The following is a 12,175-nucleotide window of genomic DNA, read 5'->3' on the forward strand; positions in this document are numbered from 1 at the left end:
CGGCCACACCTCCGCGGCGCGGGCGGCCACCCGCTGCTCGTGGGCGGTGTCCCCGCAGCGGCGTCCCGGGGAGTCCACCTCCACCTGCCGCGGCGGGTCGAAGTACAGCCAGGACCAGTACAGGTCCAGGCGGTGGTCCGCCTGGAAATCGGCCTGCAGGCGCAGCGTGGGCGGCTCGAACTCGGGCAGGTCCACGGAGCCGTCCGTGGAGGCCACCTCCAGCTGGGACTTCAGCCGGGGGTAGACGCGCTCGAGGAAGTCGGCGCGGTCGGACTGCGGGACGGTCAGCGCGTCCTCGGACTCCAGCAGCCGCTGCACGGGATCGGCCAGGGTCTGCGCCGCCGGCACGAGGTGCACCACGAACCCCTCCTCGGCCTCCCGGACCCGGTAGAAGCCAATGCCTCCCACCGGGTGGGCGTCTGCGGCGTCGGCCTCCTCGTCGGCGGCGGTGAGCAGCCGCGGGGACACCGCCAGCTCGCCGCCGCCGGCCTCGCGCACGTCCAGGCCCACACGGACCGGCTCCTGAAGCACCACGTCCGCCAGCGACCCCTGGGCCACGAGCTCCACCCCCGCCTTCTCGGCGCCCTCCAGCAGCTGCCAGATCCGGGTGGAGTCGAAGTGGTGGAGCATGATCCACGCGTCGGTGGGATAGGTGTCCTCGGCCATGAGCTGCCGGTAGACCAGGCGCAGCGCCCGCTCGTGGGCGGGGTCGAACTCGGCGCGCGGGTACTGGAACTGCTTCCACGTCAGCCCGCCCTTGATCCAGGTGCCCTTGGCGCCCTTCTTCAGCGGGCGCAGCAGCACGAACAGCCCGCGGCCGGCGCGCAGCCGGTCCTCCCCGGCGCCGGCCGGACCCCACTGCTGGTACCTCGAGCGGGAGGCCTCGGCCACCAGCTCCACCCCGATCGCCAGCGGCGCCTGCGGGGTGCGGGCGGAGGAGGTCTGCAGGCCGGCCAGCGGCTCCATGATCCGGCGCCAGTCCGAGGCGGAGGCGCGGCGGGCGTCGGAGCCGGCCGAGCCGTCGTCGGGGATACCGGTGCCATGGCCACCGGGCGCCCCCCGCCCCTCCCAGACGGGAGGCGAGCTCGTCCGCGGTGGTGATCAGCGCGGCCAGGTCCTCCTTGGCCCGGCCCAGCGCCTCGTCCGAGCGGAGGCGGACGGCGCGGTAGCAGACGGCGGCCACATGCTTGCAGTCCGTGCCCACCGGGCAGGTGCACTCGCCGTGGACCGGCTCCCATTCCATGTCCATCGGGTCGGTGCCCTCGGGCTGCAGGTCCGCGGCCACGGTGGGCTGCAGGCGGACGCGCACCCGGTACGGGCGGGGCACGGAACCGGCCACCTGGGCGGTGAGCAGGCCGGTCTCGGCGTCGAAGCCCACGCGGCCCACCCGCGAGGTGCTCGCGTACTGGAAGCCGCGGGATGCGGAGGTGGCCCCCACCACGGCACGGATCGCGTCCGTGTCGATGCGAGGCGTGCGGGTGCTCGACTGCTCGGAGGCCATCCCTCCATCCTAGGGCGGAGCCCGGGCCGAGGTCACAGGGCGGAGCCCGGGCCGAGGTCACAGGGCGCCTGTCCCTGCCGTGACCGCCGACGACCCCCACGGCCCGCCACGTTCAGCGGCTCCGCAGGTCCCTGCCCCTGCCCAAGCCCCTGCCGCGAGCCCTAGCGTGTTCGGCATGACCCCTTCCTCTCCTCTCCAGCTCAGCCTCCCCGAGGGCCGCGGCCGCCGCGTGCTCGTCACCGGCGCGTCCGGCTACGTGGGCGGCCGTCTCATCCCAGAACTGCTCGCCGCCGGCTTCACAGTGCGCGCCGCGGCCCGCAACACCGACGCCCTCGCCGACCGCCCCTGGGGCTCCGATGTGGAGATCGTCCGCTGCGACCTCTCCGAGCCCGAGGACGTGCGGGCCGCCATGCAGGACGTCCACACGGTGCTCTACCTCGTCCACTCGATGGGCGGCGGGGCCGGTTTCGTGGAGCGCGAGCAGTCCATCGCGGACACCGTGGCCACGGCGGCGGAGGCCGCCGGCGTCGCCCAGGTGGTCTACCTCTCCGGCCTGCACCCGGACCGCCCCGTGGAGGAGCTCTCGGACCACATGCGCTCCCGCGAGCTCGTGGCCCGGCGCCTGGAGGCCTCCTCCATCCCCGCCCTCACGTTCGAGGCGGGCATCGTGATCGGCTCCGGCTCCACCAGCTTCGAGATGATCCGCCACCTCACCGAGCGCCTGCCGATCATGCCGGGCCCGCGGTGGCTGAAGAACAGGGTGGAGCCGATCGCCATCCGGGACGTGCTCCACTATCTGGCCCACGCCTGTGCCCTGCAGGCCCCGGTGCAGGCCCGTGCGCAGATCGGCTGCGGCACGCCACAGACGTTCGCGTCCATGCTCACGGACTACGCGGAGGTCGCCGGGCTCGGCCGCCGCCGCGTGATCCCCCTGCCCCTGCCGGCCATGCGCCTGTCCGGCGTGTGGATCGGCCTGGTCACCCCCATCCCGGTGGGCGTGGCCATGCCCCTGGCCGCGTCGTTGGCGGAGGACGCGGTCACGGACGACCACACGGTGGCGGAGATCGTCCCGGATCCCGCCGGCGGGCTCGCCTCCTACAAGGAGGCCGTCCGCCGTGCGCTGGCCCGGCAGCAGGAGGGGCCGCTCGAGGTCACCTGGGACGCGGACCAGACCGTGGGCCGCGACCCCGCCGCACCCCTGCCGGCCGACCCGGACTGGGCCGGCTCCACCGTCTACACGGACGAGCGGGAGAAGGAGACGGACCTCTCCCCCGAGCAGCTCTGGCCCGTGATCGAGTCCATCGGCGGCCGGAACGGCTGGTACTCCACCCCGTTCCTGTGGCGGATGCGCGGCATGATGGACAAGCTGATTGGCGGACCGGGCCTGGCCCGTGGCCGCCGCGACCCGGAGCGCCTGCGCCTGGGCGACCACGTGGACTGGTGGCGCGTGGAGTCCATCGACCGCGGCCGCCTGCTGACCCTGCGCGCGGAGATGCGCGCCGGCGGCCGGGCCTGGCTGCAGCTGGGCGTGGAGCGCACGGCGGACGGCTGTGTCTACCGCCAGCGCGCCGTGTTCATGCCCTCGGGCGTGGTCGGCCGCGCCTACTGGACGGCCATCCTCCCCTTCCATGCCCTCGTGTTCCCGTCCATGGCGGAGAACATCGTGGCGGAGGCACGACGACGGCCGCTCCCCTCCGAGTGAACCCCACCCTGGCCCGGGACGGGCCGCTGGAGGCACCGGGCGGACGCCACCGGCGACCGCCGTGCCGCACCCGTCCGGACAGCACGAAGGCCCCGCGCCGTCTCGTCGACGGGGCAGGGCCTTCGGGCAGTTGGCGGCGCTCAGGTCAGCGAGGCCGCTCGGCTCAGGAGTCGGCGCCAGCCTGGGCGTCCTCGAGGGTGGTGGACGGGTCCACGATCTGGCCCTCCCAGCCCTCGGCGACCGCGTAGACCATGCAGTGCTGGGAGCCGTCGGCGGAGTTGCGCAGCTCGGTGGCGGAGACGGTGGCGTCGATGTCCTCGCCGGCCTTCGTGCCCTCGGCACGGCACACGGACTCGGTGTCCGTGGTGTCGTCCTCGCCCTTCTCCGGGACGGCCCACAGGTACTCGGCGTTGTGCTCCTCCTCGCAGTCGACCTTCTCGAAGGTGCCCACGTCACGGCGCGCGTGTTGGTGAGGCAGTCGCCGGCGGAGAAGGAGACCTCCTCGGCCTGCGGGGCGTCGGCCTCGCCACCCTCGGACTTCTCGCCCTCGGCGGGTGCGGACTCGGCCTGCGAGGCCGACTGGTCGGCGGTGTTCTGCTCGGTCTCCTCGGACTCCCCGGCGCAGGCGGTCAGGGCGAGCAGGGCTGCGGCGGACAGGGCTGCGGCACGGGCGGTGCGGGTGGCGATGCGATGCATGATGGGATCTCTCTTCAGTCGTTCGGACTCTTCGGATTTGTGGGTGCTCCTGGGCCGTGGGTCCGCGTGCCGCGGCGACTGCGGTGTCGGCGGCGGGCGGCCTCGGATCCAGCCGGGGGCACAAGGCGCCACTGTACGCCGAACAGGGAGATGTCATGCAGGTCACGTGAGATACCTCACGAACGCTCAGGTGCGAGGCTCCTCGGAAGTCGGCCCGGTCTGACGTCAGCCCAGCCGCCGCACCCACCGCTGACCCGGGGACAGGACGGCCCAGTTCCTGCGCAGGGTCGCCACCGCCATCCGCAGCTGGCGGCGACGCGCTGCAGGCGAGGCGAATCCCCTCCCCGAGGCGCCCATCCTCAGGGTCGGCACGTGCACCACGGGATGGCGTCCGGTCAGGGCCAGGCAGAAGGACAGGTCCAGGTCGTCGTGGACCAGCGGATCGACCCGTTCGACCTGCTCCCGGACGTCCCTCCAGGCCTCGGCACGCACGACCGATGTGGCAGCCCAGAGGAGGGACGGCGGCGCCGCGCACCGGCGCACCACCGGTACCCGAGGGTGTGCAGCGCCTCCCGCGCCCGGCCTTCGGCGCCCACCCTGTCGACGAAGCGGGGCGGCCCGGTCACACCGGAGACCTCGGGGGCAGACTCCAGCACCGCACAGATCCGCTCCACCCAGTCCACGTCCGGGCGGCTGTCCGCATCGCACCGCAGGATCAGTTCACCGCGGGCGGCGTCATAGCCCGCCGCGGCGGCGGCCGGGATTCCGGGCAACGGTTGATGCACGACCCGGGCCCCGGCCCTGCGTGCCATCTCGGCCGAACGGTCCCGGCTGCCGTTGTCCACCACCACGACTTCGTCGACGGGTCGGGACTGGGCACTCAGCAGGGCGAGACAGGCCTGCAGGTGCGCGGCGTCGTCGCGGACCGGGACCACCACGGAGACCGTGGAGCGGCGCTGCCCGATCGTGGGAGGTGCGCTCACGGTCCTGCCTCAGCGTCCGTGCTGTCCAGGCGCGGAGCGTCAGCGCCCGCCGCACGGACCACCGCCGCGCTGGCGGCGCCCGCACCGACGAGGTTCGCGGCCAGGTCCCCCACCGTGTCCGCGTAGCCCACGCCGATCTCCTCCGTCATCCACCGGTGCCCCGCCCACTCGGCGACCTCCCACAGCACCCCGAGGGTACCCACGGCGGACACGAGCCCCGCCCAGCACAGTGTTGGGCCGAGCAGCCGCAGTGCCGCACGGGTCGAGACCCCGCGCCGGTGGAGCAGTGACCTCACGGCCGCCCCCACCAGCAGGGCGACCACCGCGCTGGTGGCCGCATGCATGACGAGGTCTAGGTGGTCCACCCGGTGGTACAGGCCCGTGACGGAGCACCACCCCGCAGCGAGCAGGACGGCCTGACCCGCCCAGTCAAGCGGCCGACCGCCCACCCACCAGCGCAGGAGCCACTGGGTCCCGAACACGAGGAACATGACGGCGCCGGACGGCCATCCGGCGCTCGCACCGGCCAGCGGCACCAGCGCCAGCCCGACCAGGCGAAGGGCGTCGGCGGCGACCAGCGGGACCACGTCAGTGCTCCCGTACCCGGTGAGCACCGGTCAGCAGCAGCCACAGGCCGGGCAGCAGGAGGGCGGCTCCGAGCGGGTAGGCGAAGTCCTCCAGCGGGGCTAGGCCGATGTAGACCCCGCCCAGGCGGTGATGCCCGTAGTCGAAGAGGCCGGAGGCGATCATGAGGTTGTCGAAGACCGCCGTGAGGATCCACAGCAACCCCGTGGTCGCGGCCACGGCACCGACATGCCGCGCGCGCACTCTGCCGGCGACCGCCGCGAGCGCGAGGACGGCGGCGGCCACACCGAGGAAGACCAGGTTGAGCTGCCAGAACGTCATGCCTGCCCCCCGTCCCGCTCAGGTCGGCCGACCTGCACTGACCGTTCGTGGCCGGAGGCGGCGAGACCGCCGCGCCGGCGCCACGTCTCCGCCAGGCGCACGGCGGCGGTGAACAGAACCATCGTGTTCAGGCTGAGGAACAGCAGGAAGAAGGCCTCCTCCAGGGGCAGCTGGTCTGCCAGCATCACCCCGGTCATCAGGCCCGATTCGCGGTGCAGGAAGATGCCCTCGGCGATCGCCCACACGTCCCACCAGAGGAAGTAGCCGACCCCGGCGGCGAGCACCAGGAGCGCCGGGAGGGGACGGTGGAACAGGAACAACCGCCACCGGTGGTCCACCAGCAGCATGCAGCCGATCAGCCCGATCAGCACCAGCAGGTATGTCATCCGGCCCCTCCCCGCTGCCAGGCCCAGGCGATCAGCAGCATCGTGACCAGGAAGCCGGTGACGTAGTTCAGCCAGAGGAACACACGCCAGCCGCCGTGGGCCCGCCCCGAGGACGCGTCCGTGACACCGAGGTATCGGCCCGCGTTGACGATGTACGGGACGGCCAGCACGGCGGCCCACCGGCCCGGCCCCTCCGTGGCGAGCATGAGCAGACCGGATCCCGCGTACAGGACGACCGACGCCGCCACCGCGCGCCGGGCGCCGAGGACGGTGGCCACCGAAGCCAGTCCGCCTTCGCGGTCCGGAAGGACGTCCTGCACCGCCCCGAAGATCTGCGACGCCATGCCCCACAGGAAGAAGCCGAGGAGCAGGGCGGTCAATGCGGTGGTGGGCTGGGCGCCGGCCAGCACGAGGCCGTAGACCGCTGGAGACACGAAGTGCGTGGCCGAGGTGGCCGCGTCCAGAAAGGGGCGCTCCTTGAACCGCAGTCCGGACCACGAGTAGGCCACCACCGCGAACAGGCTCACGGACAGCACCGCCACGGAGAGCAGGTCACCCCGTGCCAGCGACCATCCCCCAAGCACGAGCACGAACGGCACCGGTACGAGGCAGGACCATTTCAGCACGCCGCGGCGCACGGCGGGATCACCCAGCACCGACCCCTCGACGCCGCCCTTGCGGGGGTTGCGCAGGTCGGACTCGTGGTCGAAGACGTCGTTGATGCCGTACATGGCGAGGTTGTAGGGCACGAGGAAGAACACCGTGCCCAGCAAGATCAGCCACCAGGGAAGACCTTCGGTCAGCAGGGCGGCGGCCAGGAACGGGTAGGCGGTGTTCACCCAGCTCAACGGCCGGGAGGCCCAGAACAGGGTTCGGATCACGGGCCCTCCTGGCGGTGGGCGGGGTCGGAGGCCGCCGACACTCCCGGATCCGGCAGGGGTGCACCGGCCGGGATGCCGGAGACCACTTCCCGGGCGATCTCCGCGGAGATCAGGCACATCGGCACCCCGATGCCCGGACGCACGGACGAGCCGGCGTGGACGAGGCCGCTCACACGGGGGTCGCGCACGGGCGGACGGAACAGCGCGGACTGGCCAAGCACGTGGCCGGGGCCGAGCAGGGATCCGCGCCACGCGTGGACCTGGGCGACGAAATCGCCGGGCCCGTACGTCCTGCGGACCACGATCCGCTCGGTCAGGTCCGGCACATCGATCCAGCGTGCCAGCTGGGCGAGGGCGCGGTCCGCGACGGCCTCCACCTGGGCGTCTCCGGGCTCGTCCCGGTCCGGGGTGCTGACGCCGCCCCGGCCCCATGCCTCCACCGCGGGAGCCGGCACCAGGAGGAACAGCGTCTCGTCGCCCTCGGGCGCCACCGTGGGGTCGGTGCGGAGGTCTTGGAGACGTAGATCGACGTCTGGTCGGCGAGGTCGGCGCCGGACTCGATGCGTGCGAAGTTGTCCTCCCAGTCAGCGGTGAACAGCAGGGTGTGGTGCAGCAGCTGGGGCAGGCGCCCGCGGACGCCCACGCAGACCAGCACTCCAGAGGGCCCCGGGTCGCGGGCGTCCCAGACGGACTCGGCGACCCTGTGCCCGGCCGGCAGCAGCCTCGTCTGGACATGGTGGAGGTCTGCGGCGGCCACCACCGTGTCGGCCGGCACCGTCCGCGTGGTGCCGTCTTCGCTCCGGTGGGTCACCGAGCGCACGAACCCCGTCCGCCGCGGACCGCCCTCCGCTGCCGCGGGCTCCCACGGTCGGGGAAGCCGTGCGCGCAGCCGTGGCAGGCCCCGTCGGGGCGCCGGGACGTCGGCCACGTCGATCGCGGTGACCTCGGAACCGGTGACGATCTCCACGCCGGCCTCCCGCACCAGGTGCGTCATGACGTCGACGAGCCCCGCGAATCCACCAATCGGGTACTGGACACCGTCCTGGAGATCCAGGTGGGACATCAGGTGGTACATGGCCGGGGCTCGGCCGGGCGAGGTGCCCAGAAACACGGCCGGGTAGCCGAGGATCTGCCGGATGCGCGTGTCCTGGAAGCGGGCGGCGACGTGCCGGCGCAGGCTCCCCAGCAGCTGCGGGGCCAGCGTGGGGAGGGCGGACAGCACGTCGCGGCGGAGCAGGTGCCGCAGGTCCTGGAAATCGGTGTACAGGAAGCGGCGCTTGGCCAGGGAGTACACCTGGGCCGCCGAGTCGAGGTACGCGTCGAGCCGCGGGGCCGAGCCGGGCTCGAGCCGGTCGAAGAGGGCGCGGGCGTGGTCGCGTCCGGGGAGCACGTCCACCGGGGGGTCGTCCAGATGCTCCTCGAAGTAGACGCGGTAGCCCGGGTCTAGGCGCCGCAGGTCGAGACGTTCGGCGGCCGAGGTGCCCATGAGCCGGAACCAGCGGTCGATCACCTCGGGCATCAGGTACCAGGACGGGCCGGTGTCGAACGTGAAGCCCTCCGCAGACCACCGGCCGGCGCGGCCCCCGACCTCGTCGTTCTTCTCGATCAGCGTCACCCGGTGGCCGTCGCGGGCCAGCAGTCCTGCGGTCGCCAGTCCTGCGAAGCCGCCGCCGACGACCACGACGGTGCGGGGCTTGACGGCGCGGCTCTCGGTTCGGGAGTCGGAGACGGAAGGGTGCTGGGCGGGCCTGCGGAGGCCGCGTCGGCGAAGGAACGGACGGTTCATGAGGTGGGTCTCCTGTCCGGGCGGCGGCCCCGCCGGGCGAGCGAGCGGGTGAGGACACGGGCCGCGATGGCTGCCTTCACATGCCCAGGCACGCGGATGCGGCGGCGGGCGAGCTCGGGTGCGGGGGTCGCGTGGATGCGCCGCGCGAGTTCCTGGAAGAGTCCATGAGCGAGGAGCACGGCGCGGCCGGCCCGCGCATCGAGGGCCAGGATGCCAGGCAGTGCGGCGTCCAGGTCGGACTGCAGGTCGGCGAGGAGCTCGTCCTTGCGGGCCTCGGTGAGTTCGTCCGGTGCGGCGCCGGCGAGGTAGGTGCGGCCGAGGGCCTCGTGGTCCGTGGCGAGATCGCGCAGGAAGTTGACCTTCTGGAACGCGGCACCGAGCCGGGAGGCCGCCGAGCGCAGGGCAGCGCGGTCCGCCGCGGTGTCTGCGCGTGTGCCTTCCAGAGAGAAGAAGACCTGCAGGCACATCAGCCCGACCACCTCCGCCGAGCCGTGGATGTACTCAGCGAGAGAGTCTGCGCCGTGCTCGGAGGTCTCGATGTCCGCCCTCATGGACGCGAAGAACGGTCGGGTGAGCTCGTGGGTGATGCCGTGACGGCGGGCGACGTCGCCGAAGGCATGGAGCACGAGGTCGGTGGAGAACCCCGTGGCCATGGCCTCCTCACAGGCCAGCTCGTAGGCGTCCAGCGCATGCCGCACGCGGGTGTCATCGGCGCCGGCGGCGCGGGCGGTGCCGTCCACGACCTCGTCGGCGACGCGCACCATGGCGTAGACGGCGGCGATGTCCCTGCGTGACGTCGGCGGCAGAGAGCGGCAGGCCCAGGAGAACGAGGTGGAGTATCTGCCGATCACGGTCCGGGCGGCTCGGAGGGCGGTGTCGGTGTAGAGGCCGAGGTCGGTCTCCCCACGGGCGCTGCGTCCGGCGGGGAAGTGGGCGGGACGTGGGCGGAGCGGATCGGTGGCGGACATGTCTCAGGCCTCCCTGGTGAGCAAGGTGTGGCAGGTCGCGGCGAACTCGTCCCGCTCGGCATCTCCCATGGGCAGCGGGTCCAGCAGCTCGCGGGCGGAACGCACGAGTTCTGCCGCGACGGCGGTCGCGTGGGTGATCGACCCGGCCCCCACGAGCGCATGCCGGGCCGCGTGGACGGCGGCGTCCAGTTCCGCGAGGCAGGCGCCGTCCTGCTCGGCACGGGCCACGTCGTCGAGGGCACGCCGCACGGCCGGGTCCTTGCGACCGTGGGCGGTGAGCAGGGTGGCCTTCCCCTCCCGTAGATCCGCCCCGTTGGCCTTGCCGGTGCGCGCCGGATCCCCCACCGTCCCCAGCACGTCGTCGATCACCTGGTAGGCCATCCCGAGCTGGGCGCCGGCCTCGGCCAGGGCCGCGGCGTGGGCAGGTGGGGCTCCGGCCAGCAGCGCACCGGCCTCGAGAGGCGCCTCGAACGTGTAGGAGGCCGTCTTGAGCCGCTCCATCAGCAGGATCCCCTCGGTGTCCGGGTGCTCGCCGCCGTGGCGGTGGAGGCTGAAGACCACGTCCTCCAGTTCGCCGGCCGCGGCGGCGGTGGCGGCTCGGAAGACGATCGGCGCGACCCTGAGTGCCGCTGCCGGGTCCGGGTCGCACGTAGTGGCCAGCGTGAAGGCCTCTGTGAGGAGCACGTCCCCCGCGATCACGGCGATCGACCGGCCCAGGTGGGTGGCCTCGGAGTCCTGGGCGCCGATGGCGACGATCTCTCGGCGGTACTGCTCCGCGAGGGTGGGGCGTCCGCGGCGCATCTCGTCGCGGTCGATCATGTCGTCGTGGACGATCAGCGCGGCGTGCAGCAGCTCGAAGGCGGCGCCGAGTCGCACCACCGACGCCGGGCGGTCGGCCTCTGCGGCGGACCGGCCCCGTGCACCGGCCCCCGCACGGAACCCCAGGTCCACCAGCCGAGGACGTACGAGCTTGCCTCCCATGGTCTGCTCACGAAGCCTGGCCCACAGCGTATGGAACGAGGCCGGCACCGGCACTGTGGTCAGCGGCGGGGTGTCGAACACAGCGTCCAGGGCAGACCGGACGTCCTGGATCGTCCTCGCCCCGGTGACGTCGTTCACGGCGACACCTCCGTCGTCCCTGTCTGCTCGTCGGCCCGGCGGACGAGGTCGTCTCGCCATGTCTCCAAGTGCGCCGCGGTGTTCTCGAGGAAGCGGAGCACCGCGGCCTGGTCTGCCTCGGAGGTGTCCTCCACGACCTGGTCGATCAACAGGACCATCTGCTGGACCTCGGCCATCGCCCGCTCCCGTGAGGAGTCCACGGCGCGCACCGTCGTGCGGCGACGATCCTGGGGGTGGGGCTCGCGGACGGCGTGGCCCGCGGCGACGAGACGATCCACGACTGCGGTGGTCGCGGCCGTGGTGAGGTGGAGGGAGCGGGCGAGCTCGGTGGGTCCCATGGGACGGCGCATAAGCAGGCTGAGAGCCGTGTAGTCCGTGTCCTTGAGCCCCATGAGCCGGCGCATCTGGGTCCGCACCTCCCCGTTGAGGCGCACGATCCTGCGAAGCGTCCGGGCGTGAGGGGTCGCATGCAGAGTCTCGGGTCGTACCGCGGCGGCAGTCACGGACACCCACCGCCCTTTCTCTCGATCATCTAACAATCGTATTTATGCGATATCTTAGTCTTCGAGAGACATTGGCTGTCAAGACCGTCGCCCCCGCACTGCGCACGGGGGCCGAGAGGAGATCCGTGGGATCACAAGAGACAGAGCTCGTCGTCCTGGTGGACGAGCATGGAGACGCACTCGGTACCGAGCCGAAGGCCACCGTGCACCGCCACCGGGAGGAGGGCACTCCGTTGCACCTGGCCTTCTCCTGCCACGTCTACGGCCCGGACGGGCGCTTCCTGCTGACCCGTCGCGCCCTGGGGAAGAGGGCATTCCCCGGCGTGTGGACGAACGGATTCTGCGGACACCCCGGCGCGGGCGAGTCCCCGGCTCAGGCCGTCGAGCGTCGTGCCCCGCAGGAGCTGGGGGTGCCCGTGCACACGGTGGCGCCGGTGCTGCCGGACTTCCGCTACCGCGCCGCCGACGCCGCCGGGATCGAGGAGAACGAGATCTGCCCGGTGTTCCGGGCGCAGACCGACGGCGACCCCGCCCCGGTGTGGGACGAGGTCGCCGAATGGGAGTGGGTGGAGGTCGCGGACCTCACCGCCGCCCTGGCCGCCGTGCCCGCCGCGTTCAGCCCGTGGCTGGTGCAGCAGTGGCGGCAGGGGGCCTTCGAGGCCCGCTGACCGCGGCACCGGAGCCGGGTCTGACCCCGGCTCCGAGGTCCGCCCTGACCGTCACGACGACGGCCGCCCGTCTCCG

General features: G+C 72.8%; 14 protein-coding genes and 2 pseudogenes. 2 read left to right on the forward strand and 14 right to left on the reverse strand.

Going from position 1 to position 12,175, the window contains the following annotated elements:
• Positions 1 to 966, reverse strand: a pseudogene (locus tag AC2W7A_RS04215) (DEAD/DEAH box helicase); the annotation flags it as partial.
• A gap of 202 nt (positions 967 to 1,168) precedes the next feature.
• A pseudogene (locus AC2W7A_RS04220) lies at positions 1,169 to 1,501 on the reverse strand (SWIM zinc finger family protein); the annotation flags it as partial.
• 175 nt (positions 1,502 to 1,676) lie between these two features.
• Between AC2W7A_RS04220 and AC2W7A_RS04225 the strand changes: the two are divergent.
• On the forward strand, positions 1,677 to 3,203 hold the full coding sequence (locus AC2W7A_RS04225) for an SDR family oxidoreductase (protein ID WP_485990264.1): 1,527 nt from the start codon (positions 1,677 to 1,679) through the stop codon (positions 3,201 to 3,203).
• 163 nt (positions 3,204 to 3,366) lie between these two features.
• Here AC2W7A_RS04225 and AC2W7A_RS04230 read toward each other — a convergent pair whose 3' ends face one another.
• The 12 genes from AC2W7A_RS04230 to AC2W7A_RS04285 form a co-directional block, all read right to left on the reverse strand.
• Entirely contained in the window at positions 3,367 to 3,654 is a 288-nt protein-coding gene (locus tag AC2W7A_RS04230; RefSeq protein ID WP_485990265.1) for a hypothetical protein, read from the reverse strand.
• A 470-nt stretch (positions 3,655 to 4,124) separates the two neighbouring features.
• Entirely contained in the window at positions 4,125 to 4,391 is a 267-nt protein-coding gene (locus AC2W7A_RS04235) for a hypothetical protein (RefSeq protein WP_485990277.1), read from the reverse strand.
• Positions 4,295 to 4,882 (reverse strand): glycosyltransferase family A protein, encoded by a 588-nt coding sequence (locus AC2W7A_RS04240; RefSeq protein ID WP_485990266.1) that lies wholly within the window; start codon positions 4,880 to 4,882, stop codon positions 4,295 to 4,297. The genes AC2W7A_RS04235 and AC2W7A_RS04240 overlap by 97 nt, the downstream gene beginning before the upstream one ends.
• Positions 4,879 to 5,469 carry a DUF2238 domain-containing protein gene (locus AC2W7A_RS04245; protein ID WP_485990267.1) on the reverse strand — a complete coding sequence of 197 codons (591 nt, stop codon included), beginning with the start codon at positions 5,467 to 5,469 and terminating at the stop codon, positions 4,879 to 4,881. The genes AC2W7A_RS04240 and AC2W7A_RS04245 overlap by 4 nt, the downstream gene beginning before the upstream one ends.
• A 1-nt stretch (position 5,470) precedes the next feature.
• Positions 5,471 to 5,788 carry a lycopene cyclase domain-containing protein gene (locus tag AC2W7A_RS04250; RefSeq protein ID WP_485990268.1) on the reverse strand — a complete coding sequence of 106 codons (318 nt, stop codon included), beginning with the start codon at positions 5,786 to 5,788 and terminating at the stop codon, positions 5,471 to 5,473.
• On the reverse strand, positions 5,785 to 6,174 hold the full coding sequence (locus AC2W7A_RS04255; protein WP_485990269.1) for a lycopene cyclase domain-containing protein: 390 nt from the start codon (positions 6,172 to 6,174) through the stop codon (positions 5,785 to 5,787). Before AC2W7A_RS04255 ends, AC2W7A_RS04250 begins: the two co-directional genes overlap by 4 nt.
• The gene (locus AC2W7A_RS04260; protein ID WP_485990270.1) at positions 6,171 to 7,055 is read right to left on the reverse strand and encodes a prenyltransferase; all 885 of its coding nucleotides are present in this window, start codon (positions 7,053 to 7,055) and stop codon (positions 6,171 to 6,173) included. Before AC2W7A_RS04260 ends, AC2W7A_RS04255 begins: the two co-directional genes overlap by 4 nt.
• Positions 7,052 to 7,432: a hypothetical protein gene (locus AC2W7A_RS04265; protein WP_485990271.1), complete on the reverse strand. Its 381-nt coding sequence runs from the start codon at positions 7,430 to 7,432 to the stop codon at positions 7,052 to 7,054. The genes AC2W7A_RS04260 and AC2W7A_RS04265 overlap by 4 nt, the downstream gene beginning before the upstream one ends.
• Entirely contained in the window at positions 7,369 to 8,841 is a 1,473-nt protein-coding gene (gene crtI / locus AC2W7A_RS04270) for a phytoene desaturase family protein (RefSeq protein WP_485990272.1), read from the reverse strand. Before crtI ends, AC2W7A_RS04265 begins: the two co-directional genes overlap by 64 nt.
• The gene (locus AC2W7A_RS04275) at positions 8,838 to 9,809 is read right to left on the reverse strand and encodes a phytoene/squalene synthase family protein (protein ID WP_485990273.1); all 972 of its coding nucleotides are present in this window, start codon (positions 9,807 to 9,809) and stop codon (positions 8,838 to 8,840) included. The genes crtI and AC2W7A_RS04275 overlap by 4 nt, the downstream gene beginning before the upstream one ends.
• A 3-nt stretch (positions 9,810 to 9,812) precedes the next feature.
• Positions 9,813 to 10,928: a polyprenyl synthetase family protein gene (locus AC2W7A_RS04280; protein ID WP_485990274.1), complete on the reverse strand. Its 1,116-nt coding sequence runs from the start codon at positions 10,926 to 10,928 to the stop codon at positions 9,813 to 9,815.
• Positions 10,925 to 11,362, reverse strand: a complete 438-nt coding sequence (locus AC2W7A_RS04285) for a MarR family winged helix-turn-helix transcriptional regulator (protein WP_485990275.1) — start codon at positions 11,360 to 11,362, stop codon at positions 10,925 to 10,927. The genes AC2W7A_RS04280 and AC2W7A_RS04285 overlap by 4 nt, the downstream gene beginning before the upstream one ends.
• Before the next feature lie 194 nt (positions 11,363 to 11,556).
• Between AC2W7A_RS04285 and idi the strand changes: the two genes are divergently transcribed.
• Positions 11,557 to 12,099 carry an isopentenyl-diphosphate Delta-isomerase gene (gene idi / locus AC2W7A_RS04290; protein ID WP_485990276.1) on the forward strand — a complete coding sequence of 181 codons (543 nt, stop codon included), beginning with the start codon at positions 11,557 to 11,559 and terminating at the stop codon, positions 12,097 to 12,099.
• Positions 12,100 to 12,175: the final 76 nt, after the last annotated feature.

This window comes from Micrococcus sp. LASM2_SD2 (assembly GCF_057364565.1).